Below are 21,788 nucleotides of genomic sequence, written 5' to 3' on the forward strand. Positions count from 1 at the left end.
TCATCATGTGCAAAACCGCGCTCATCGTAGAGGACGAGATCTTCGTCGCGCTCGACCTCGAGCGAATCCTGGAGGACGCGGGGTTCACCGTCGCGGCGATCGCCGCAGACGCCGAGAGCGCCTATCGGCACGCGCCCGGCTGTCAGTTCGCCTTCGTCGACGTCAACCTGCGCGATGGCGCCACCGGGCCCGTGATCGCGGAGCGGATCGCGCGCGAGCACGGTGTGCGCGTCGTCTTCGTCACGGCCAACCCCGGGCAGATCACCGATCCCGGCGACGCGTTGGGCTATATTCGCAAGCCGTTCAACGACCAGGCGATCCTCAGCGCCGCGCTCACCGCGGCGGAGATGGCGCCGGGCAACGTCGAGGTGCCCGCTGATTTCGTCAGATGGTCGGGGCGCGGCTGAACGCGGACAGCGGCACGGTTACGGTGAGTTCGAGACCGTCCGGGTGCCAGTGGCGCTCGACCGCGCCGCCGAGTTGACGCACCGCACTAAGCTCGACCAATTGGCTACCGAACCCGGCACGCGGCGGCGTTCCCGTGAGCATCGGTCCGCCGCGTTCACGCCAGACCAGCGCCACCTGCGCCGGTCCGCGCTCGATCGTCAGCGCGATCGTGCCGTCCGGCGTGGCGAGCGCGCCATATTTGCTCGCATTGGTGGCGAGCTCGTGGAACAGCAGCGCCAACGGTGTGGCGGCGCGATCGTCCACCGCAACATCGTCCCCGGCGACGACGATTGGCTCGCCGCGCTGCCGCTGATAGGGCGCGAACAGCTCCTCTAGCAGCCCGTGGAGACTGTCCTGCGCGAGCCGCGGGCGCGATTCGACGCTGTGCGGGCGCACGAAATCATGCGCGCGGCCGAGCGCGATGATGCGCTCGCGCAGGTCGTTGGCGACGGTTGTCAGCTCGGGATGCGCGCGCGCGGCGAAGTGGATCAGCCCCGAGATCACCGAGAAGATGTTCTTGATGCGGTGGCTCAGCTCCTGGCTGACCACCTCGCGCTCCTCCAGCGCCAGTTTCTGCTCGTGGATGTCGGTGCAGGTGCCGAACCAGCGCGTGATCGCACCCTCGCCGTCGCGGATCGGCAGCGCCCGCCCGAGCACCCAGCGATAGGTACCGTCGGCGTGGCGCAGCCGATATTCGATCTGGTACGGCTCCCCGGTCTCCAGCGAATGGCGCCACACCGCCCAGGCGCGCGCCTGATCGTCGGGGTGGAACATGCCGTTCCATTCGGCGCCGTCGGTCGAGCCGTCGGGCATGCCGGTGAACGCGTACCAGCGCGCGTTGTAATAATCGTGATAGCCGTCGGGCAGCGTCGACCACACCATCTGCGGCATCGTGTCGGCCAGCGTGCGGAAGCGCGCCTCGCTCTCCGCCGCGGCACGGCGCGCCTCGCCCGCGGCCTCGCGCCACGCCTTGTCGTCGCGCGAGCCGCGTAGCCGCGCCATCACGTTGCTGGCCAGCACGCGCAATCCGTCGCGCTGAAGCGGCGTAAGCCCTTCGGGACGCGGTGCCATGTCGAGCACGCACAGCGCGCCGAGCGGCACGCCATCGTCCGCCACCAGCGGCGCGCCGGCGTAGAAACGGAAGCCGGGATCGTCGAGCAGGGGGTTGCCGAGGAAGCGCTCGTCCGCGGTCAGGTCGGGGAAGACGGTGACGTCGTCCTCCCACATCGCGTGCGCGCAGAAAGATTCGGAGCGGCGCGTACCCGTCAGCTCGGTGCCGGTTGCGGCGAGGAACGACTGGTCGGCTTCCTCGATCAGCGTGATCAGCGCGATCGGCGCGGCGCAGAGCTGTGCGGCAAAGTCGGTGATCTGGCGCAACGCGGCGGAGCGGCGCAGCGCGGCGAGGTTGAGCGAGTCGATCGTGGCGCGGCGCCGTGCCTCGTCGATCTGCCAGCCGCGCGCGGCCGCTTCCGCCCGCACGTGGCCGGTTGGGGAAGCGCCGGAGGGATCCGCGCCGACGCTTCGCTCGCCCATCGCGTCCGCGCCTAGAACGGCACGTCGTCGTCGAGATCGTCCGCGAAGCCGCCGCCGAAACCGCCGCCACCGGCGGCGCCGCCGCGGCTACCGCCACCGCTGCCGCCCGCGCCGCCGCCACGCGCGCCACCGCCGTGGCTCCCGCCGCCGCCGCCGAAGTCGTCGCCTCCGCCGCCCCAGTCGTCGCGACCGCCGCCGCCGCCGCCACCGCCGCCGCTACCCTGCGGGCCGTCGAGCATGGTCAGCACCGAGTTGAAGCCCTGCAGCACCACCTCGGTGGAATATTTGTCGTTGCCCTGCTGGTCCTGCCATTTGCGCGTCTGCAGCTGGCCCTCGATATAGACCTTGCTGCCCTTGCGCAGGAAACGCTCGGCGACGTTGGCGAGCCCCTCGTTGAAGATCGCGACCGAGTGCCACTCGGTCTTCTCCTTGCGCTCGCCGGTGTTGCGATCCTTCCACGATTCGGACGTGGCGATCCGCAGGTTCACCACCTTGCCGCCGTTCTGGAACGAGCGTGACTCGGGGTCGCGCCCGAGATTGCCGACGAGAATGACCTTGTTGACGCTGCCTGCCATCGATTCCTCTGCGCGCCGGACGATCCGGCGACTGTTCGTGCGTGCCGGCCTAAGCCGGCGTCGTGCGACACCGGCGTGCCGCGGCGGGGCGCCGGCGGCGGATCGCGACGGCGGCCGATGGCCTAGATAGTCACAGCCCCGCCGCCACCGCCAGCCAATATGTGATGCCGGCCATGATATAGGCGGCAGCGAAGAGATAGCCGATCATGAACAGCGGCCAGCGCCACCCGTTGGTCTCGCGCCGCGTCACCGCGATCGTCGAGATGCACTGCGGGGCGAACACGAACCACATCAGGAACGCCAGCGCGGTCGGCAGCGACCAGCGCCCGCGCAATTGCTCCACCAGCCCCTTCTCGCCGGACGCATCCTCGACGTCGTCGATCGCATAGGCCGTGCCGATCGCCGCCACCGCAACCTCGCGCGCCGCCATCGCCGGGATCAGCGCCAGCGCGATATCGTGGTTGAAGCCGATCGGGCGCACCACTTTCTCCAGCCCGTCGGCGACCCGGCCCGCGATCGAGTAATCGACCTGGCGCTGCCCCGCGGGGGCCTGGGGAAAGCTCAGCAACGCCCACAGCACCACCGTGGTGAGCGCGATCGTGGTGCCGGCGCGCTTGAGGAAGATCTCGGTGCGGCTCCACAATCCCAGCGCGACGTCACGCAGCCGCGGCATCTGGTATTTGGGCATCTCCATCATGAAGCCGGAGGATTCACCCTTGGTCACGGTACGGCGCAGCAGCAGCGCGGCGACGAACGCGCCCACGATGCCGAGCAGATAAAGCGCGAGCAGCACCAGCCCCTGCAAGCCGACGAAGGGCAGCACCTGCCGTGCCGGGATGAAGGCGCCGATGATGATCGTATAGACCGGTAGCCGCGCCGAGCAGGTCATCAGCGGCGCGATCAGGATGGTGGTGAGCCGGTCCTTCTCGTCCTCGATCGTGCGTGTCGCCATGATCCCGGGCACCGCACAAGCAAAGCTGGAGAGCAACGGGATGAAGGCGCGGCCCGAGAGCCCGACCTGCGCCATCAGCCGGTCCATGAGAAAGGCGGCGCGGACCATATAGCCGCTCGCCTCAAGCACCAGGATGAACAGGAACAGGATGAGGATCTGCGGCAGGAACACGATGACCGCGCCGACGCCCGCGATCACGCCATCGGTCAGCAGCGAGCGCAGGAAGCCGTCGGGCAGCACCCCCTTGAGCCAGGCTTCCGCCGCCGTGAACACACCCTCGATCCAGCCAATCGGCGCTTCGGACCAGCTGAACACCGCCTGGAACATGACGAACAGCAGCGCCACCAGCAGGACCGGGCCGAACACAGGGTGCAGCGCGACCGAGTCGAGCATGTGGTTCCAGCGGCGGACCGGCGTCTCGCTCACCGTCGCGGCGGCGGCAATCGCGCGCGCGCGGCGCTGGAGCGTAACGATATCGTCGTCGACGCTGCCGTCGGAGGCGCGCAGCCGGCGCAGCCCGGAAGTGGCCGGCGTGCCGCCGACCAGAGCAGTGAGCTGGGCGCGGAGCGTGTCGATGCCACGCCGGCGCACCGCAACCGTCGACACCACCGGCACGCCGAGTTCGCGCTCCAGCACTGCCGGATCGAGCACCAGCCCGTCGCGCTCGGCGAGGTCGACCATGTTGAGCGCCACCACTACCGGCAGCCCCAGCGCGATCAGCTGCATCGCGAAGCGCAGGTGGTTGTCGAGGTTGGAGGCGTCCACCACCACCAGCAGGGCGTCGGGAAGCCGCTCGCCCGCCTGCGTGCCGGTGACGACGTCGCGGGTGACGCGCTCGTCCGGCGAGGCGGGATCGAGGCTGTAGGCACCGGGCAGATCGACCAGCTCGACCGGTCGGCCGTCGTCCAGCGCGAGCCGGCCGGAGTGACGCTCGACGGTGACGCCGGGATAATTGCCGACCTTCTGCCGCGCTCCCGTCAGCGCGTTGAACAAGGCGCTTTTGCCGGCATTGGGATTGCCGACCATCGCGACCAGCGGCGGGAGTTCCATCAGAAGCGGCGCGTCATTCCGCGGGGAGCGCGTCGGGCGAGACGCTGATCGCGCGCGCCACCGCGCGACGCAGCGCCACCGTCATCCGCCCGATGCGACAGGCGATCGGACCGCCGCCGAGGCGCGCGCGGTGCAGCACCTCCACCGCGACACCCTCGTCGAAGCCGAGTTCGCGCAGCCGCCGCGCCTCCGGCGAGGCAAGTCGCGCCCACTCGATCGCGCCGACGATGGCGGCCTGTCGGCGCGGCAACGTCTCGAGCGTGAGCGGGCTAGGCGCCGCGTGGCGCGTGGGGGTGGGAGAGCGGGTCGCGGTCACCCCCTCCGTATAGGGCGCATGCAACTGATTATCAATAAGGTGCCGCACCCGATCGCCGTGCCGGGTCGCAGCAAGGCGGGTCGGGGTGGTGGCGGCGCGCGCCTCACTCCTGCCGTTCCGAGCCCTTTCTCCTCAAGGGAGAGGATGAATCAGGGGAGGTGTCTCGCAGCGCCATCGCGCTCGGCTGAAGTCCGACACTTCGCCCGGCCCCCCAAACGATCGAAGGCCAAGCAACTCCACGGACGCTCGACTTCATGGTTACGGAAACGCCGAAGCGCCACTCAAGCTGCCGGGCACGCCGCAGCGTGGATCCTGAAACAGGATCACGGATGAACAAAGGCGCGGCCTCGCTTCAAATTCGCCAACACGCCCCGTGCCGCGCGTCACACCACCGGATAGCGCAGCCGTCCGACGAACCGGCTCAGGCTGGGGCGCCGCAAGGCGCGCTGCTGGACCGCCGCCTTGCTTCGCTCGAAGCGCATGATGCCGTCGATCCGCCGCGCCAGGAAGGCGCTGGTGTCGGCGTGATCGGCGCTCTCGTCGTCGAGGAAGACGGTGGTGGTGGCGGCATAGACCGCCAGCAGCATCGCCCGCTTGGTATAATGGTTGTAATCCGTCGCGCGATCCCCGGCGAGCCGCCACATGCGATCGACGCTGCGCCAGCCGAGCCGCGCCGCGCGCGCAACGTGCTGCGGCAGCGCCAGCACCGCACGCGCGCGGCGCAGCGCCTCGCGCTCGGGGGCGAGCACCGCCAGCCGCGCCTCGACCAGCGCGGTGATGCGCTCGCGGATCTTCATCGCGGCGAGTCGCTCCGCCGGCAGCGCGCGCGCCATCGCCGCATCGACGTGATCGAACCAGGCGTCGATCATCGCCACGGCACCATCGGCGAAGGCGAGTCGCGCCACGTCCCGGTCGACGCCATGGCTCTCCGCGGCGAGGTCGCGCGCGGCGTCGCCCCAGCCGTCGAAGGCGGCATTGGCCGCGATCGCGGGGGCGAGCAGCGCGCGTACCTCGTCGAGCGTCAGGTCGTGCGGCTCGGTGGTGGTGCTGGCGTCCATGCTCATCGCGCTTCCTCCGTCACCGGATTGCCCGGCGGTATCGTCTCCGCCGGTGTAGCATCGCCGCGGTCGCGCCGCACCAGCACCAGCGCCAGCGCGATCATCGCCACGCCGACGAGATCCGGCGCGGCGAGCCGCTCGTCGAACCACAGCCAGCCCACCGCCGTCGCGACCAGCGGCTGGATCAGCAGCGCCAGCCCGATCAGCAGCGGCGCGGCACGCCCGAGCGCGTAGATCATACAGCCCTGGCCGATCACCTGGCTGACCAACGCGATGCCGAGCAGCGGGGTCCAGTTTCCCGGCACGATCCGCTCGCCGAGCGCCAGCGCGATGCCCAGCAGCGGCAGCAGCGACGCGGCCGACGACAGCGCCAGCGCCGGCAACGGCGCCATGGTGCGGCGCACGTCGGACATCAGGATGAAATACACCGCGTAGAGCACGCCCGCGCAGACGCACAGCAGATCGCCGCCGAGCTGCCGCGGGTCGAGCTGGTAGGACCGCCCCATCAGCAGCGCCGCCCCGGCTGCGGCGAGCAGCAGCGCGACGCTTTGCCATCGCGTCGGCCAGGTCCGCGCGACCAGGAAGCCCCAGAGCGGGAACAGGAAGGTGGCGGAATTGCCGAGCAGCGTAGCGTTGGCCATCGTGGTCTGCAGGATGCCGGCATGCCACGTACCGAGGTCCGCGGCGAAGGCGAGCCCGGCGAGGGCGAGCAGCCACCAGCGTCGCGCCGGGACCGGTGCCGCGGGAACGCGCGCGCGCCGGCCTGCCACCCAGGCGGCGCCGCCGAGCAGCGGCAACGCCAGCGCCATCCGCCAGAAGGCGGCTGCGACGGGCCCGACATCCGCGAGCCGGACGAACAGCGGCCCGAACGCCAGCGCGCCGTTGGCGATCACCAGCGCGGCGAACGCCGCCGCGCCCGTCTCCGGGTGCGCGCGGGTGGCGGCGAGCGTACGGGCGCTGGTCGGCTGATCCATGCCGCCCCTTAAGCCGCGAACGCCACGCGGGAAAGCGTGGCGGTAGTGGCGGCCGATCGGCCGCCACCCGCGGCTTAGCTCACTTTGCGGACGGAGACGTTGCCTGTATCGGGGCCGCCACGGGCACGGCGGCGGCGGCAGCGACGAGCGAGATCGACGGTGCCGCAGCCGCGGGTACCGCGAGCGGCGCCGGTGCAGCCGCTGCAAAGGCCAGCGGCACGTCCTCGTCGATGAAGCCCTTCACCGGCGCGCCCACCGGCAGGCGCGCGCTGGTGCCGGTCATGAAGAAGCCCGCGGGAAGGAACACGAGAGCCGATACGGCGGTGGCGCCGATCCCTCCTGCGGTGCCTTTGTCGTCGAACTGGCCGGAGAGCCGCACCTGCCGGCCATTCACCGTCACGTAGAGAAGCCGCGCGGCGAAATGGCCCGATTTGCCCCACATCCCCTTGTTGCGCACCTCGGTGATCTCTCCCACCGCCGGCATACCCGCGGGGATCACCGTGGTGCCCTGCACGAGGACGGGCTCAGCAGTCTCGAGCCGGACGCGCTGGCCGAGCTTGAGCTTCTTCCCCTTGGTGGTGAGCTCCTCGGCCAGCTTCAAAGGCACCTCAGTGCCGGAGCGAAGCACCGCCTGCCCGGTCGCCGGCGCGGCGATGGGCGAGGGCGTGACGATCGAGTCGGTCTGAGCCGCGGCCGAACCGCACACGAGCAGAAGCGCCGCAGCAGCGGCGAAAGGTAGAATCATGATGTAACCCCCCGTTTGGCCCGCCCCCCGGCAGGCCGATATCGAGCGTCGCTGAGCTAGCTGGCAGGGTCAAACGCGATCGTATCGAAAGTGGAGCGATCCTGGGGACACTCGCCGACATACTTGACGCGCACTATACGCTCTCGCCACGAGATCTCCTCACCGCGTTGGAAGGGACGAGGTCCGATGTCGCGAATGATGTGCCTGAGCGCGCCAGCATGAAGCGCTTCTACGCGCCGCAGCAGGCGCTGCATGCGCCCGCGCTGGAGCTGCACAATGGCGCCTTCACCGCTTATGCCGAGGTGCCCGCGCGCGCCGAGATGATCCTCGCCGCGATCGGCGGGGCCGCGCCGCCGCCGGATCGCGGGCGTGCGCCGATCGAGCGCGTGCATGACGCCGGCTATCTCGATTTTCTGCGCGATGCGCCCACGCTGTGGCGCGCCGCCGGGCGCCCCGGTGACGCCATTCCTTACGCCTTCCCGATCGTGGCGCGCCGCCCGCTCGCGCTGTCGCGGATCGATGCGCTGCTCGGGGCGCACGCGTTCGACGCCACCACGCCGATCACCGACCAGACCTGGACCGCGGCCTATGGGAGCGCGCAGACCGCGCTCGCGGCGACCGATGCGGTGCTCGGCGGCGATCGCGCCGCCTTTGCGCTGTGCCGCCCGCCCGGCCATCACGCCGGCCGCGATTATTGCGGCGGCTATTGCCACGTCAACGTCGCCGCGGTGGCGGCGCAGGCGGCGCGCGATGCGGGCGTGCCGCACGTCGCGGTGCTCGACATCGACTATCACCACGGCAACGGCACGCAGGACATCTTCTACGAGCGTGAGGATGTGTTCTACGCCTCGGTCCATGCCGACCCGGCGAGCGACTATCCCTTCTACTGGGGTCATGCCGACGAGCGCGGCGCCGGCGCGGGTACGGGGACGACGCTCAACCTGCCGCTGCCGCGCGGCACCGCGCTGCCCGCCTTCCGCGCGGCGATGGCGCAGGCGCTCGACGCGATCCGCGTGTTCGGCGCCGAGTTGCTGGTGCTGAGCTTCGGCGCCGATACCTGGGAGGGTGACCCGATCAGCGCCTTCCGGCTGACCACCGCGGACTATGCGACGCTGGCGCGCGACATCGCCGCGACGGGCTGGCCGTGCGTGATCGTGATGGAAGGCGGCTATGCGGTGGACGCGCTGGGTGCCAATGTCGCCAGTCTGCTGAGCGGTTTCGCGGCGTGACGAGAAGGATGATGGCATGGCGGTAACGGCGATGGGGCAGGCGGACTCCCCCGGCGGCGGCGCACCGCCGCTCAACGCGGGGCTGCTCGCCTGCATCGTCACCGTCGCGCTGGCGGGGCTGCTGTTCGGCTTCGACACCGCGGTGATCTCGGGCACGACCGTGTCGCTCACGCGCGAATACGGGCTGGACAGCTTCTGGCTCGGCATCACCGTCTCGTCGGCGCTCTGGGGCACGTTGGTCGGCGCCTTGTTCGCCGGCCTCCCCGGCGATCGCTTCGGCAGCCGCGACACGCTGCGCGTGCTCGCACTATTCTATGTCGCGGGCGGGATCGGTTGCGGACTGGCGTGGAGCTGGGAGTCGCTCGTGTTCTTTCGCGTCATCGCCGGACTGGCGGTGGGCGGCTCGTCGGTGCTGGCGCCGGTCTATATCTCCGAGATCGCCCCGCCGGCGCGTCGCGGCGGGCTGGTGGCGGCGTTCCAGTTCAACATCATCCTCGGCATCCTGCTGGCCTATGTGTCGAATGCGATCATCGCCGCGCTGGCGCTCGGGGCGGAAGACTGGCGCTGGAAGTTCGGCGTGTCGGCGGTGCCCGCAATCGTGTTCCTGCTGCTGTTGCTGCGCATTCCGCACTCGCCGCGCTGGCTGATGGCCAAGGGACGCGCCAGCGAGGCGGGCGACGCGCTCGCGCGGGTGGGGATGGGCGACGAGCAGGCCGAAACCGAGCTTGCCGCGATCCACGCCGGCTTCGCGGCGCAGCCGAGCGGCGAGAAACTGTCATGGCGACGGCATCGCAAGCCGATCCTGCTCGCGCTGCTGGTGGCGGCGTTCAACCAGCTCTCGGGCATCAACGCGCTGCTCTACTACCTCAACGACATCTTCGCCGCGGCCGGGGGCGCGCTGTCGGCCGACGTACAGGCCATCATCATCGGCATCGTCAACGGCATCTTCACCGCGGTGGGCATGCTGCTGATCGACCGGCTCGGGCGCAAGACGCTGCTGATGGTCGGCTCGGCGGGGATGGCGGCGAGCCTCACCGTTGCGGGGCTGGCGCTCGGCGGCACGCTGCCGGGCTGGATCGTGCTGCCCGCGCTGATCGGCTTCATCGCCTTCTTCGCGCCGAGCACGGGGGCGGTGATCTGGGTGTATATCAGCGAGGTCTTCCCCACCGCGGTGCGCGGGCGCGGCAGCGCGGTCGGCGCCTCGACGCACTGGGGGCTGGACGCGATCATCGCCGCCGCCTTCCCGATGGTGGCGGCGCTGTCGGTGAGCCTGCCCTTCTATGTGTTCGCGGCGATGATGCTGCTCCAGCTGGTGGTGGTGGCGCTGTACTTCCCCGAGACCAAGGGCGTGCCGCTGGAGGAGATGGAGCGGCGGCTCGGCGCGGCGTAGGGGCGGCGCCCGCTTTCGCGCCTAGGGGCGCGACAGGTCGTCATCTCGTCCTCTCGGCCGGCCTCGGTCGCCCGCGCGAGCGGACTTCGCGCGGGTCGCCTCATTTCGCTCGCCAGCAAGAGCCCGATCCACCGCATCTGAAACCGCTACCGTGCTCCGGCGAACGCCGGAGTCCAGGGCCACCAACGCCACCGCGCGGCGCTTTGGGATACCGCCTGCGGGGGAGCACGGCTCGGCTTCGGTAGATCAGCCTCCAGCCGGCTCGGCTCCTGACGTGCCGGCCGGCAGCCGCCTCGGTCATCGTCCCGGCGCGCGGGACACGCGCGAGCGCGCCGCGATCAGAACAAGCCGGGCTGATCGCGCTGCGCCGCATTGCGCCGCGCCACCGTCAGTGGTCGGGTGGCGGGGGTGAGCAGCCCCGCGCTGCGGGTCGCCGCGCTGCCCGTGATCGGGGTGCAGCTGCGCCCGGCGATGAAATCGAGCGCGGTGCGCGTCGAAGCTTCCACCGGGTCGCCCAGCGCGTGGGTGAGATCATCGGCGGCCTGGCAGCTCGCCTCCACCTTGGTGGCGAGGCCGTTGTAATAATCGCCCTGTCGCGTCGCATTCTGCAACGCAAACGCGACCGCGCGAAGCCGGTCGTCGCTGCAGGACGGATTGTCGAGCGCGATCTGCCCGACCGGCTTGCCATAGGTGTTGCTGCCGATCAGCGCGACGTCGGCGTGGAGATGCGGGATCAGCGCGTTGATGACATATTCGCTCGCCGAGGCGGTGGCGTCGGTGCCGATGAACGCCACCCTGGTCGGCGCGATCGCCTGCGCCTCCTGCTGGAAATAGCGGATGCGGTCGCGGCTCGACTTGGACGGGCGGAAGCTGGTGTAGGCCTGGACGTCGTTGGTGGAGCGCGCCGCGCCGAGCAGGTCGGCAAACACCTCCGCGGTCGAGATCAGTCCACCGCCGTTGTAGCGCAAGTCGATCACGAGATCGGTCACCCCCTGCGCGCGGAAGGTGGCAAAGGCGCTGCGCAGCTGATCGTCCGCGCTGCTGATGAAGGTGCGCAGGTTGATATAGCCGATTTTGCGCCCGCCCTGATCGATCACCTTGGCGCCGTAGCGCGTCGACAGCGGCGAGAGCGCGTAATCGGCGGTGGCGAGCGTCACCACGCGCGTGCCCGCGGCGTCATTGACGCGCAGCGCGCGGGTGGTGCCCGCGGCGGTGTCGCCGAAGGCGTCATCCAGCGCGGCATTGTCCTGGCGCGCGACGATGTCGCTGATGTCGCGCAGCGTCGCCGCCGAGCTGCCGACCGCGAGGATCTGCGTGCCACGGTCAATCCCGGCGGCGAGCGCGGGCGCGCCCTCGAACGCCTCCGTGACCATCAGGCGATTGCTTGGATCAAACGACAGGCGAAGTCCCAGCCCGGCGGTCTGACCCGAGGAATAATAAGCGTTCTCCTCCGCCGCCGAGGTCACGTAGGTGAAGTGACGATCGCGGTTCTGTGCGCGCGCCGGCGCGGTGAGCGCGTCGACGTAGCTGCTCAGATCGGTGTAGCTCGCCGGGTCCGTGCTACCCGCGAGCAGGTCGGGGAAGAGATACCATTCGGTGAGCGCGGCCCGCACCCAGTCCTGCCGCGCGCGCAAGGTACAGCCCGCAGCGACGGTGCCGCCCCCGGTGCTGCCCCCCGTGCTGGCGCCGCCGCCGGCACCGACGCCGCCGACACCGACGCTGCCGCGATCATTGTCGCCGCCGCACCCCGCCAGCACCGCCGCCAGCGCGAGCGCGCCCACCCACCGCGGTGTACGCATGTTCCACTCCTGCAATCCGGTCGAAGCGTAATGCGGCGCGCAGAGCTTGTATATGTCGCGGCGCGTCTAACCCAGGACAGCGACACCGCGGAGTGGCCATCGCTCGACCGATTCTGCTACGATGGAAACATGACCGCTCGCCTCCTCCCGCTCGCCGCCGCATCGGTGCTCCTGCTCGCGCTCGCCGGCTGCGGCAGCGGCGAGACCGCGAACCAGGTCGCCACGGCTGCGCCGCGCGGTGACTTCGTCGCCAAGATGCAGGCGCTCAACGAAAAGGAGCGCAACGTCGCGCTGTTCCGCGCGCTGCGCGACGCCGGGCGCAGCTGCCAGAAGGTGGAGCGGTCGGTGCCGACCGACCCGGTAGCGGGCCGCGCCGCCTGGGTCGCCACCTGCGACGACGCCTCGGCTTGGCTGGTGACGCTCAGCGACGACGGCACCGCCAGCGTCACCGACGCCCGCGCCATCGCCGGGCGCGGCAGCAGCGGCTGACCCGCCGCGCCGCCGCTCGGGCTAGCGCCCGACCAGCCGCGCGATCTTGGCGCGCATCGCGCGGATCGTGTCCGCCGGGAGCGTCTGCACGCTCGACAGCGACAGCGTGCGCGGATTGACCGTCCGGCCGTTCTTCCAGACTTCCCAGTGGAGGTGCGGCCCGGTCGAGATGCCGGTCGAGCCGACATAGCCGATCACCTGCCCACGCCGCACGCGCGCACCCTGGCCGACCGCGAAGCGGCTCATATGACCGTAGCCGGTGACGAGCCCGCCGCCGTGCGCCAGCTTGATGAAATTGCCGTAACCGCCCGCGCGCCCGGCGAACTGCACCACGCCGTCGACCGCGGCGTAGATCGGGCTGCCGTACGGTGCGCCGATGTCGGTGCCCTTGTGCATCCGCATGAAGCCGAGCAGCGGGTGCATCCGCATCCCGTAGGTGGAGGTGATCCGCCCCGCCACCGGCATGCCGAGCGCGCCGCGGCGCTCGATCATGCCCGAGGGATCGAGCATCTGCCCGCCCTCGCCGTCCTTGTCGCCCCAGCGCACCAGCCGCACCGTGCGGCGGCCGTGCGCCAGCCCGGCATATTGCAGCTGGCCGACCTCGACCTCGCCGGTGGCGGCGCGCGCCTGGTCGGCGACGATGTCGAAGCGGTCGTCGCTGGCCAGCTGCCCCATCGGCAGCTGCGCCGCGATCGCCTTGATGTAGGTCTCAACCACGCGCGCGGGCACGCCCGCGGCGCGCGCCGAGCGGTACAGGCTTGCGCCCACGGTGCCGGTGACGTGGAGCGGGGTGCGGTCGATCGCGATCGACTGGCGGTCGAGCACCAATCCCTCGCCGGCGCGCTGCACGACCAGGTTGAGGTCGAACGCGGCGCGAAAGGCGAGCCGCTCAAGCGGGCGCGGCTGGAACTTGGTCGGGCGGCGGCCGAGCGTCAGCGCCAGCATCGTCCCCGGCTTGAGCGAGTCGAGCGCCACCGTGTCGCCGACCAGCGCCGCGATCCGTGCCGCCTCGGTGCCGCCGACGCCCGCGCGCTGGAGCGCACCGCGCAGCGAATCCCCGTCGGCGAGCGCGGCGCTGAGCTCGATCTGCGGGCGCTCGGGCGTTTCGGCGAGTGGGCGCACCAGCGCGGTCGCCGCCATGCGCCGGCCGGTGGTGGCGCCGAGCGCCAGCGGGGCGATGCCCTGCGTCCGCGCTTCCTCCAGCCCGGCGCGATCCGCCGCGACCGGCAGGTCCCCGGTGATCGCGGGCAGGCCGGGGTTGAGCTGCCACGCCCCCCAGCACAGCGCCGCGCAGGTGGCGAGCCCGCGCCACCAGGTGCGGCTGCCGATGTCCTGGCCGAGGTCGGGCGCCCAGTCGGCCTGCGCCAGCGCGATGCGCCAGCGATCAAGCGCGCTCCGCTCCGCCAGCGGCACCAGCGCGCGCCCGAACGCGCGCCCCGCGCTGCGCCCCCCCGCGCCCGCCAGCTCCAGCCCCTGATCGTCGCGCAAGAACACGTCGGCCGCCGCCTTCCGTCGGGCGCCGGACCAATCCCTCCAGCGCGTGGGTGGCAGCGTTGTGGAGGAGAGGTGCTAAAGTCAAATTAACCGCGCCTCGCCATGGCGATCGCTGCGGCGGGCCGGTCGAGTTGAGCGGCGGACCGCCTCACCGGCTGAGCGCGATTGCATCCGGCCGACACACACCCGATGTAGTCTGGGTCATGTCGCTCACCCCTCGCCCGCACGACAGCTCGCGCGTGATCGCGGTGCTGGGTCCGACCAACACCGGCAAGACGCATCTCGCGATCGAGCGGATGTGTGCGCACGCCAGCGGCATGATCGGCTTCCCGCTGCGGCTGCTGGCGCGCGAGGTGTACGACCGGGTGGTCGCGATCAAGGGGCCGGAACGAGTTGCGCTGATTACGGGCGAGGAACGCATCGTCCCCAAGGACGCGCGCTGGTTCCTGTGCACCGCGGAAAGCCTGCCGCTGGAGCGCGACGTCGCCTTTGTCGCGCTCGACGAGGCGCAGCTCGGCGCCGACCGCGAACGCGGCCATGTCTTTACCGACCGGCTGCTGCGCGCGCGCGGGCGCGAGGAGACGATGATCCTCGGCTCGGAGGCGCTGCGCCCGGTGCTGCGCGCGCTGGTGCCCGAGGCGGAGATCGTCGAGCGGCCGCGCTTCTCCACGCTGAGCTACGCCGGCGCCAAGAAACTTTCCCGCCTGCCGCGGCGCTCCGCCATCGTCACCTTCTCGGCCGAGGAGGTCTACGCCACCGCCGAGATGCTGCGCCGGTTGCGCGGCGGCGCGGCGGTGGTGATGGGGGCGCTGTCCCCACGCACGCGCAACGCGCAGGTGGCGATGTTCCAGGCGGGCGAGGTGGACTATCTCGTCGCCACCGACGCGATCGGCATGGGGCTCAACCTCGACGTCGGCCATGTCGCTTTCGCCGGCCTGTCCAAGTTCGATGGCCAGCAGCGCCGCCGGCTCACCGTCGCCGAGATGGCGCAGATCGCGGGCCGTGCCGGGCGCCACCAGCGCGACGGCACGTTCGGCGGGCTGACCGAGGAGGGGCCGGACGCGTTCGATCCTGAGGAAGTGGCCGCGATCGAGGCGCATCGCTTTCCGCGGCTCGACTGGCTCTACTGGCGCGACGGCACACCCGATCTCTCGAGCGTGGACGCGCTGCTCGCCTCGCTCGCGCGTCGCCCCGACCACGAGCGGCTGCGCGCCGCACCCGAGGCGACCGATCTCAAGGTGCTGCGCCGTCTCGCCGAGGAGACCGGCGTGCGCGAGCGCGCGCGCGGCAATGTCGTGCGGCTGTGGTCGGCGTGCGGCATCCCCGATTTCGCCAAGCTCGGGATCGACCCGCACGCGCGCTTCGTCGGGCGGGTGTTCGGCTATCTGGCACAAGGCTATGTGCCGCACCAATGGTTCGCCGACGAGGTGGCGAGGCTCGATCGGGTCGAGGGCGACGTCGAGACGATCGCAGGGCGGATCGCGGCGATCCGCAGCTGGGCCTATATCGCGCAGCGCCCCGACTGGCTCGCCGATCCGGCGCACTGGGCCGCGCGCACGCTGGCGGTGGAGGAGCGGCTGTCCGATGCGCTCCACGAGAAGCTCACCCAACGCTTCGTCGACAAGCGCACCACCGCGCTGGCGAAGAAGATCGGCAGCGGCGTGGGCGCGCTGCCGGTCGAGATCGACGCCGCGGGCGGGGTGACGATCGACACGCATGCGATCGGGCGGCTGGAGGGCTTTCGCTTCGTCGTCGCGCCCGACGCCACCGCCGCGGACAAGCGACTGCTGCTCGCCACCGCGGAGAAGCGACTCGGCGCCGAACGCCGCCGCCGCGCCGACGCGCTGGTGGCGCGCGACGATTCGGGCTTCGCGCTCGACGCCGACGGCGTGATCCTGGCCGATGGCCTCGCGGTGGCCCGGCTCCGGCGCGGCGCATCGCTGGCGCGGCCGCAGCTCGCCCTCGACCCCGCGCTCGACTGTCTCGATCCCGCGGTACGCGATTTGGTCGCAACGCGCGTACGGGCCTGGCTGGCGGGCGCGATCGCGCGCGCGCTGCGCAGCCTGGTGGCGGTGGCGGAGGCGGCGCGCGCGCCCGCGGCGAGCCCGGCGCTGCGCAGCGTCGCCGCCGCGCTGGAGAGCGGCGCCGGCTTTGCCGAGCGGCTGCCGCTGCGCGCCGCGATCGAGGCGCTCACCGCGGGCGACCGCCACTGGCTGCGGCGACAGGGTGTGACGATCGGCGCGCTCGACCTGTTCGACCCGCGGCTGCTCAAGCCCGCGGCGCAGGCGTGGCGCCGCGCCCTGCTCGACGCCGCGGGCACGCCGCCGCCGGCGCTGCCGCCCGCGGGCGCGACCACGCTGCCGCGCGGCAGCGCCGGCGCGGTGCCGCTGATGGGCTATCGCGCGCTGGGTGCGCAGGCGGTGCGGATCGATCTGGTCGAGCGCGTCGCGCGCGCGGTGCATGACGCGCGCGCTGGCGATGGTCGCGCACCGTTCGTTCCGGATCCGGCGCTGGCGGTGTCGATCGGGCTGGAGCCAGCGACGATCGCGCGGTTGATGGCGGAGCTCGGCTTCCGCCCCGCGCCGGCGGCCGCGGGAAGCGAGGAGCTGCGCTACGTCTGGCGCGGCCGTGCGCGCGCGCGCGAGACGCGCCCGTCCGCCGACAATGCGTTCGCCGCCTTGGCCGAACTGGTGCGGCGATGAGCGACGCTCGCGACACGGCGATGCGGCTCGATCGCTATCTGTGGTTCACCCGGCTGGCCAAGACGCGCGACGTCGCGCAGGCGCTGGCGTGCGACGGGCGGCTACGCATCGACGGGCGCGCGATCGACCGCGCCCACGCGCCGGTCCGCGTCGGCAATATCCTCACCTTCTTCCACGCCGGGCGGGTGCGCGCGGTGCGGGTCGAGGCGCTGCCGGCGCGGCGCGGGCCGGCGCCCGAGGCACAGGCTTGCTACCAGGAACTGGTCGCCGGCGGCGGTGAGAACGCGTCGCAACCCGCGCTGGAGCGTTGACGCGGGCGTGATGCGGCGCAAAAGCGGCGCGCGAGAAGTGAGGAAGCCCCGATTATGACCTACGTCGTCACCGACGCGTGCATCCGCTGCAAGTACATGGACTGCGTGGAAGTCTGCCCGGTCGACTGTTTCTACGAAGGCGAGAACATGCTCGTCATCAACCCGTCCGAGTGTATCGACTGCGGCGTGTGCGAACCGGAATGCCCGGCCGAGGCGATCCTGCCCGACACCGAGAGCGGGCTGGAGCAGTGGCTCGAGCTCAACAACACCTTCTCGGCGCAATGGCCCAACGTCACGCGCAAGCTCGACCAGACCCCGCCCGACGCCGATTCGTTCAAGGGCGAGGACGGCAAGTTCGACAAGTATTTCTCGCCTGAACCCGGCAAGGGCGACTGAGCGGGACGTTAGCACTCCTCCCTTGGTGCTCCCGCGCACGCGGGAGCCCAGGAGCAGCAGCGCCGACTGTCGTTGTCCTGCTTGGCCCTGGTTTCCCGCGTTCGCGGGAAAACAGTAGATGCCGAGCGGTACGGAACCTCCCGCGAATGTGCCGCTCGCCGTGGCGGATCAAGGCGCTCGCCCGGTTGCCGGCCGCGAGGCGGGCGCGTACCGCTGCGACCATGATCCGCCGGCTCGCTCTCCCGCTCCTCGCGCTGCTTCTCCCGCCCGCCGCCGCAGCGCCGGCCGCGCCCGCACAACAGGCAGCACCCGCCGTCGCCGACGCGCGACCGCCGGTGGTGGTGCCGACCGTGGTGGCGCGCTTCCCGCACGATCGCGAAGCGTTCACCGAGGGGCTGATCTGGCACGGCGGGGCGCTATACGAGAGCGTTGGGCTCGAGGGCCGCTCCGACGTGCGCCGCGTCGATCTCGCCACCGGCAAACCAGTCAAACGCGCGACCATTCCGCCGGCGCAGTTCGGCGAGGGGCTGGCGGCATGGAAGGACCAGCTCGTCAGCCTCACCTGGCATGACGGGATCGCCCATCGCTGGGCCGCGACCACGCTGCGCCCGCTCGGCACCGCGCGCTACAACGGCGAGGGCTGGGGGCTGACGAGCGATCGCGTCGCGCTGATCCGCTCGGACGGCAGCGCGACCCTGACTTTCCACGATCCCGCGACGCTGGCGGTGCGCCGCACGCTCAAGGTGACCTTTATGGGTCAGCCGGTCGATCAGCTCAACGAGCTCGAGTGGGTGGAGGGCACGATCCTCGCCAATGTGTGGCACCAGCCGATGATCGTCGCGATCGATCCGACCAGCGGGCGCGTGACCAAGGTGATCGACCTGCGCGCGATCGTCGCCGAGGTAGGCGCGCGCGACCCCGAGGCGGTGGCGAACGGCATCGCCTGGGACGCCGCCAGGCGCCGGCTGTTCGTCACGGGCAAACGCTGGCCGACGCTATTCGAGATCCGGCTGCCCTGACGACCGACCTGCGCCCGCTTTTCGCCGGGGATCACTGCGGAATCGCGCAACTTGCCGGCTTGCTGACGGTGTTCCGGCGAACGCCGGAACCCGGGGCCAAGCAGAACAAGACCTTAGGTGTGTGCGACCCTGTGCTCGTGCTTCGGCGGGAACCTATGAGGTATTTTGCAACGCTCCCCTCCGCGGAGAAGGTGGTGGTGAGTAGCGGGAGCCCACCCCGACGAGCCTTCCTGTGGGGCAGATCCATCCGGCCCCTGCTCAGGTAGTCGCTCTTTCGCAGGATCGTTCTTGGCAACGCGCCCTAATGCCCGCTCGCCGCGCGAGTCAGGTTGAGGAACACGTCCTCCAGGTCCGCCTCCTTGGTCGAGACGTCGACGATGCCATAGCCGTCCGCCTGCACCGCGCCGAGCACCTCGCCCGCGTTGACCCGGTCCTTGGCGTAGGTGATCTCGAGCGTGCGCGTGCCCTTGAGCGCGATTTTCCCGAAGCAGGCGTTCTCGGGCACCACCGCGACGTCGCGGTCGACCGTGACCGCGACCACTTTCTCCTGCGCCTTGCCGACCAGCTCGGCGGTCGGCTCATTGGCGATCACGCGACCGCCGCTGATGATGGCGATGCGATCGCACAATTCCTCGGCTTCCTCGAGATAGTGAGTCGTCAGCACCACCGTTACGCCCGCATCGTTGAGGCTGCGGACATAGGTCCAGAGTTGCTGGCGCAGCTCGATGTCGACGCCCGCGGTCGGCTCGTCGAGCACCAACACCGGCGGCGCGTGGACCATCGCCTTGGCCACCATCAGCCGCCGCTTCATCCCGCCCGACAGCGTGCGGGCATAAGCGTTGGCCTTGTCTTCGAGATGAACCGCGCGCAGCAGCTCCATCGAGCGCCGCTCTTTCTTCCGCACGCCGTACAGCCCGGCCTGGATCTCGAGCGTCTCCACGGGCGTGAAGAAGGGATCGAACAGGATCTCCTGATTGACGATCCCGATCGAGGCCTTGGCGTTGCGCGGATGCGCGTCGATGTCGAAGCCCCAGATCTCGGCGCTGCCGCTGGTCTTGTTGACCAGCCCGGCGAGGATGTTGATCAGCGTCGACTTGCCCGCGCCGTTGGGGCCGAGCAGCCCGAAGATCGAGCCGCGCGGCACCTCGAAGCTCACCCCGTCAAGCGCGCGCTTGCCCGGCGCGCCGCCGACGCCCGCGTAGGTCTTGCACAGGTCCCGGATGGCGATGGCGGCGTCGGTCATGCGCGCGGAGGTAGGCGCGCGCGCGAAGCTTGCCAATCCTGCATGAGGCGGCACGGCAGGATTGTCTCAGGCAGCGGCGCTTGCTAATCGCCCGGACCATGCTACCGCCGCCCGAACTCGTCCGCGTCTCGCAACCCCGCGTCGCCTGCGACGGTGCGAGCGATATTCCCGGCGGCGCCGCGCTGGGCCATCCACGCGTGTGGCTCCAGATCGACGAGCACGGCTATGTCGACTGCGGCTATTGCGACCGCCGCTTCGTGCTGATCGGCGGCCCCGCGGACGGCGCCGACCACAGCCAGCTGCCCGACATCCCCGACGGCGCCAGCCCGCAGTAAGCGGGTCGCTGTACGGAAGTTCCAGTTCAGGCCGCGCTTGATCCTCGCTTGGCAGGATGTCGCTGCGACGATTCCATCGTCATCGCGGACTTGTTTCGGGATCCACCGGGCCGCGCGCACCTAAGACGTTGCTCTCGCGGAAACGTGGATCCTGGAACAAGTCCGGGATGACGGACGATGATGAGGCCCCGAGCGTTTCGCAGAGATAGGCTGTAACCGAGGAGGGCGTTCCTGAAAGCCCGAAGGTCACTGCCAACAAGCTTCTTCACGCCTGACGAGTGGCGCGCGGCCGTCCGCGCCCCTATCTTGGCGCGATGACCGACCCGCGCTCCTTCCTCTACCGCGACTCGCTCGACCCCGATGCGGCGCTGCGACTCACCGCTGCCGCGCTCGATCGCGCCGACGACGGTGAGCTCTACCTGCAATATCGCCGCGCCGAGGCGTTCGGCTTCGACGACGGCCGGCTCAAGACCGCGAGCTACGACACGCACGCCGGCTTCGGGCTGCGCGCCGTGTCGGGCGAGATGACCGCCTTCGCGCACGCCAACGAGCTCAGCGCCGCCGCGATCGAGCGCGCCGCCGCGACAATGCGGCTGATCGACCCCTCGGCGCAGCCGCGCGCCGCGGCGCCCGCGCACACCAACCAGCGCCGCTACACCGACGCCGACCCGCTCGACCTCGTCCCCTTCGCCGACAAGGTGGCGCTGTGCCAGGCGATCGACGCCGCGGCGCGCGCGCGCGACCCGCGCGTGGCGCAGGTCTCGGTCGGGCTGTCAGGGACGTGGAGCGTGGTCGAAATCGTTCGTCCCGATGGCTTCGTCGCCACCGATGTGCGCCCGCTGGTGCGGCTCAACGTCTCGATCGTCGCCGAGCAGAACGGGCGGCGCGAGACCGGCAGCTTCGGGCTGGGCGGGCGCTATCTCTACGACACGCTGTTCGAGCCCGCGACCTGGCACCGCGCGATCGACACGGCGCTGGCGCAGGCGTTGGTCAACCTCGAGTCGGTCGCTGCGCCTGCGGGCGAGATGACCGTGCTGCTCGGCGCCGGCTGGCCCGGCATCCTGCTCCACGAGGCGATCGGCCACGGGCTGGAGGGCGACTTCAACCGCAAGGGCACCAGCGCCTTCGCGGGGCGGATCGGTCAGCGTGTCGCGGCGCCCGGCGTGACGATCGTCGACGACGGCGCGATCCAGGACCGGCGCGGCAGCCTCACCATCGACGACGAGGGAACGCCGACGAGCGAGACGCTGCTGATCGAGGACGGTATCCTGCGCGGCTATATGCAGGACCGGCTCAACGCGCGGCTGATCGGCGTGGCGCCGACCGGCAACGGCCGCCGCGAGAGCTTCGCGCACGCGCCGATGCCGCGCATGACCAACACCTTCATGAAGGCGGGGCAGGACGATCCCGCCGAGCTGCTGTCGCGGGTGAAGCGCGGCATCTTCGCCAAGTCGTTCGGCGGCGGGCAGGTCGACATCGTCTCGGGCAAGTTCGTCTTCTCCTGCACCGAGGCCTATCTGGTCGAGGACGGCAAGATCGGCGCGCCGATCAAGGGCGCGACGCTGATCGGCGACGGTCCGAGCGTGCTGACCAAGGTGCAGGGCGTCGGCACCGACTTCGCGCTGGACGAGGGCATCGGCATGTGCGGCAAGGGCGGGCAGAGCGTGCCGGCCGGCGTCGGTCAGCCCTCGCTGCTGATCGGCGGGCTGACGGTCGGCGGAACGGCGTGAG

General features: G+C 70.9%; 20 protein-coding genes. 10 read left to right on the forward strand and 10 right to left on the reverse strand.

All coding sequences use genetic code 11. The features are described from left to right. Nucleotides 1-5 precede the first annotated feature (5 nt). On the forward strand, nucleotides 6-407 hold the full coding sequence (locus tag ACMGDM_RS06905) for a response regulator (protein ID WP_436803355.1): 402 nt from the start codon (nucleotides 6-8) through the stop codon (nucleotides 405-407). Here the strand turns inward: ACMGDM_RS06905 and ACMGDM_RS06910 are convergent. The 7 genes from ACMGDM_RS06910 to ACMGDM_RS06940 all read right to left on the reverse strand — a co-directional run bounded on the left by ACMGDM_RS06910 (nucleotide 385) and on the right by ACMGDM_RS06940 (nucleotide 7,650). Then, entirely contained in the window at nucleotides 385-1,980 is a 1,596-nt protein-coding gene (locus tag ACMGDM_RS06910; protein WP_436803356.1) for a sensor histidine kinase, read from the reverse strand. The two genes, ACMGDM_RS06905 and ACMGDM_RS06910, sit on opposite strands and share 23 nt — an antisense overlap. Nucleotides 1,981-1,991: 11 nt before the next feature. Continuing rightward, nucleotides 1,992-2,555, reverse strand: coding sequence for a single-stranded DNA-binding protein (ssb, locus tag ACMGDM_RS06915; protein WP_436803357.1), 564 nt, complete (start codon nucleotides 2,553-2,555; stop codon nucleotides 1,992-1,994). Nucleotides 2,556-2,685: 130 nt separating this feature from the next. Continuing rightward, complete coding sequence (gene feoB, locus ACMGDM_RS06920; protein WP_436803358.1) at nucleotides 2,686-4,557, reverse strand: ferrous iron transporter B; 1,872 nt, start codon at nucleotides 4,555-4,557, stop codon at nucleotides 2,686-2,688. Nucleotides 4,558-4,570: 13 nt separating this feature from the next. After that, nucleotides 4,571-4,873, reverse strand: a complete 303-nt coding sequence (locus ACMGDM_RS06925; protein WP_436803359.1) for a FeoA family protein — start codon at nucleotides 4,871-4,873, stop codon at nucleotides 4,571-4,573. 383 nt (nucleotides 4,874-5,256) lie between these two features. Beyond that, nucleotides 5,257-5,937: a COQ9 family protein gene (locus tag ACMGDM_RS06930; protein ID WP_436803360.1), complete on the reverse strand. Its 681-nt coding sequence runs from the start codon at nucleotides 5,935-5,937 to the stop codon at nucleotides 5,257-5,259. Continuing rightward, a complete protein-coding gene (locus ACMGDM_RS06935) occupies nucleotides 5,934-6,905 on the reverse strand; it encodes a DMT family transporter (protein WP_436803361.1) in 972 nt (323 codons plus the stop codon). The genes ACMGDM_RS06930 and ACMGDM_RS06935 overlap by 4 nt, the downstream gene beginning before the upstream one ends. Before the next feature lie 79 nt (nucleotides 6,906-6,984). Next, nucleotides 6,985-7,650: a hypothetical protein gene (locus ACMGDM_RS06940; protein WP_436803362.1), complete on the reverse strand. Its 666-nt coding sequence runs from the start codon at nucleotides 7,648-7,650 to the stop codon at nucleotides 6,985-6,987. A gap of 218 nt (nucleotides 7,651-7,868) precedes the next feature. Here ACMGDM_RS06940 and ACMGDM_RS06945 point away from each other — a divergent pair, with 218 nt between their 5' ends. Both ACMGDM_RS06945 and ACMGDM_RS06950 read left to right on the forward strand, forming a co-directional pair. Further along, complete coding sequence (locus ACMGDM_RS06945; RefSeq protein ID WP_436803363.1) at nucleotides 7,869-8,879, forward strand: histone deacetylase family protein; 1,011 nt, start codon at nucleotides 7,869-7,871, stop codon at nucleotides 8,877-8,879. A gap of 16 nt (nucleotides 8,880-8,895) precedes the next feature. Next, complete coding sequence (locus ACMGDM_RS06950) at nucleotides 8,896-10,269, forward strand: sugar porter family MFS transporter (RefSeq protein WP_436803364.1); 1,374 nt, start codon at nucleotides 8,896-8,898, stop codon at nucleotides 10,267-10,269. A gap of 338 nt (nucleotides 10,270-10,607) precedes the next feature. On the opposite strand, the gene ACMGDM_RS06955 is transcribed toward ACMGDM_RS06950, so the two are convergent. Continuing rightward, entirely contained in the window at nucleotides 10,608-12,068 is a 1,461-nt protein-coding gene (locus ACMGDM_RS06955) for a S41 family peptidase (protein ID WP_436803365.1), read from the reverse strand. Between the two features lie 129 nt (nucleotides 12,069-12,197). Here ACMGDM_RS06955 and ACMGDM_RS06960 point away from each other — a divergent pair, with 129 nt between their 5' ends. Continuing rightward, complete coding sequence (locus tag ACMGDM_RS06960) at nucleotides 12,198-12,557, forward strand: hypothetical protein (protein ID WP_436803366.1); 360 nt, start codon at nucleotides 12,198-12,200, stop codon at nucleotides 12,555-12,557. A 21-nt stretch (nucleotides 12,558-12,578) separates the two neighbouring features. Here ACMGDM_RS06960 and ACMGDM_RS06965 read toward each other — a convergent pair whose 3' ends face one another. Next, nucleotides 12,579-14,051 (reverse strand): M23 family metallopeptidase, encoded by a 1,473-nt coding sequence (locus tag ACMGDM_RS06965; RefSeq protein ID WP_436803367.1) that lies wholly within the window; start codon nucleotides 14,049-14,051, stop codon nucleotides 12,579-12,581. Between the two features lie 203 nt (nucleotides 14,052-14,254). Here ACMGDM_RS06965 and ACMGDM_RS06970 point away from each other — a divergent pair, with 203 nt between their 5' ends. The 4 genes from ACMGDM_RS06970 (at nucleotide 14,255) to ACMGDM_RS06985 (ending at nucleotide 18,479) form a co-directional block, all read left to right on the forward strand. Further along, on the forward strand, nucleotides 14,255-16,753 hold the full coding sequence (locus tag ACMGDM_RS06970) for a helicase-related protein (RefSeq protein ID WP_436803368.1): 2,499 nt from the start codon (nucleotides 14,255-14,257) through the stop codon (nucleotides 16,751-16,753). After that, a complete protein-coding gene (locus ACMGDM_RS06975; protein WP_436803369.1) occupies nucleotides 16,750-17,064 on the forward strand; it encodes an RNA-binding S4 domain-containing protein in 315 nt (104 codons plus the stop codon). Before ACMGDM_RS06970 ends, ACMGDM_RS06975 begins: the two co-directional genes overlap by 4 nt. Before the next feature lie 54 nt (nucleotides 17,065-17,118). Then, entirely contained in the window at nucleotides 17,119-17,460 is a 342-nt protein-coding gene (fdxA, locus tag ACMGDM_RS06980; RefSeq protein WP_436803370.1) for a ferredoxin FdxA, read from the forward strand. 221 nt (nucleotides 17,461-17,681) lie between these two features. Next, nucleotides 17,682-18,479, forward strand: a complete 798-nt coding sequence (locus ACMGDM_RS06985) for a glutaminyl-peptide cyclotransferase (RefSeq protein WP_436803371.1) — start codon at nucleotides 17,682-17,684, stop codon at nucleotides 18,477-18,479. Nucleotides 18,480-18,780: 301 nt separating this feature from the next. Here the strand turns inward: ACMGDM_RS06985 and ACMGDM_RS06990 are convergent, their stop codons facing one another. After that, nucleotides 18,781-19,722 (reverse strand): ABC transporter ATP-binding protein, encoded by a 942-nt coding sequence (locus ACMGDM_RS06990; RefSeq protein ID WP_436803372.1) that lies wholly within the window; start codon nucleotides 19,720-19,722, stop codon nucleotides 18,781-18,783. 98 nt (nucleotides 19,723-19,820) lie between these two features. On the opposite strand from ACMGDM_RS06990, the gene ACMGDM_RS06995 reads away from it, so the two are divergent. Beyond that, on the forward strand, nucleotides 19,821-20,057 hold the full coding sequence (locus ACMGDM_RS06995) for a zinc-finger domain-containing protein (protein ID WP_183944794.1): 237 nt from the start codon (nucleotides 19,821-19,823) through the stop codon (nucleotides 20,055-20,057). A gap of 314 nt (nucleotides 20,058-20,371) precedes the next feature. Then, nucleotides 20,372-21,787 carry a metalloprotease TldD gene (gene tldD, locus ACMGDM_RS07000; RefSeq protein ID WP_436803373.1) on the forward strand — a complete coding sequence of 472 codons (1,416 nt, stop codon included), beginning with the start codon at nucleotides 20,372-20,374 and terminating at the stop codon, nucleotides 21,785-21,787. Nucleotide 21,788 lies beyond the last annotated feature (1 nt).

This window comes from Sphingomonas larreae, assembly GCF_051400595.1.
GTDB lineage: Bacteria > Pseudomonadota > Alphaproteobacteria > Sphingomonadales > Sphingomonadaceae > Sphingomonas.

Excerpts from the sequence above, each read along its gene's own strand:
- ACMGDM_RS06945 (WP_436803363.1), top strand. The coding sequence starts at position 7,869 with ATGAAGCGCTTCTACGCGCCGCAGCAGGCGCTGCATGCGCCCGCGCTG.
- ACMGDM_RS06960 (WP_436803366.1), top strand. The coding sequence starts at position 12,198 with ATGACCGCTCGCCTCCTCCCGCTCGCCGCCGCATCGGTGCTCCTGCTC.
- ACMGDM_RS06910 (WP_436803356.1), bottom strand. The coding sequence starts at position 1,980 with ATGGGCGAGCGAAGCGTCGGCGCGGATCCCTCCGGCGCTTCCCCAACC.
- tldD (WP_436803373.1), top strand. The coding sequence starts at position 20,372 with ATGACCGACCCGCGCTCCTTCCTCTACCGCGACTCGCTCGACCCCGAT.
- ACMGDM_RS06950 (WP_436803364.1), top strand. The coding sequence starts at position 8,896 with ATGGCGGTAACGGCGATGGGGCAGGCGGACTCCCCCGGCGGCGGCGCA.
- ACMGDM_RS06935 (WP_436803361.1), bottom strand. The coding sequence starts at position 6,905 with ATGGATCAGCCGACCAGCGCCCGTACGCTCGCCGCCACCCGCGCGCAC.
- ACMGDM_RS06990 (WP_436803372.1), bottom strand. The coding sequence starts at position 19,722 with ATGACCGACGCCGCCATCGCCATCCGGGACCTGTGCAAGACCTACGCG.
- ACMGDM_RS06905 (WP_436803355.1), top strand. The coding sequence starts at position 6 with ATGTGCAAAACCGCGCTCATCGTAGAGGACGAGATCTTCGTCGCGCTC.
- ssb (WP_436803357.1), bottom strand. The coding sequence starts at position 2,555 with ATGGCAGGCAGCGTCAACAAGGTCATTCTCGTCGGCAATCTCGGGCGC.
- feoB (WP_436803358.1), bottom strand. The coding sequence starts at position 4,557 with ATGGAACTCCCGCCGCTGGTCGCGATGGTCGGCAATCCCAATGCCGGC.
- ACMGDM_RS06940 (WP_436803362.1), bottom strand. The coding sequence starts at position 7,650 with ATGATTCTACCTTTCGCCGCTGCTGCGGCGCTTCTGCTCGTGTGCGGT.
- ACMGDM_RS06985 (WP_436803371.1), top strand. The coding sequence starts at position 17,682 with ATGATCCGCCGGCTCGCTCTCCCGCTCCTCGCGCTGCTTCTCCCGCCC.
- ACMGDM_RS06930 (WP_436803360.1), bottom strand. The coding sequence starts at position 5,937 with ATGAGCATGGACGCCAGCACCACCACCGAGCCGCACGACCTGACGCTC.
- fdxA (WP_436803370.1), top strand. The coding sequence starts at position 17,119 with ATGACCTACGTCGTCACCGACGCGTGCATCCGCTGCAAGTACATGGAC.
- ACMGDM_RS06975 (WP_436803369.1), top strand. The coding sequence starts at position 16,750 with ATGAGCGACGCTCGCGACACGGCGATGCGGCTCGATCGCTATCTGTGG.
- ACMGDM_RS06955 (WP_436803365.1), bottom strand. The coding sequence starts at position 12,068 with ATGCGTACACCGCGGTGGGTGGGCGCGCTCGCGCTGGCGGCGGTGCTG.
- ACMGDM_RS06995 (WP_183944794.1), top strand. The coding sequence starts at position 19,821 with ATGCTACCGCCGCCCGAACTCGTCCGCGTCTCGCAACCCCGCGTCGCC.
- ACMGDM_RS06970 (WP_436803368.1), top strand. The coding sequence starts at position 14,255 with ATGTCGCTCACCCCTCGCCCGCACGACAGCTCGCGCGTGATCGCGGTG.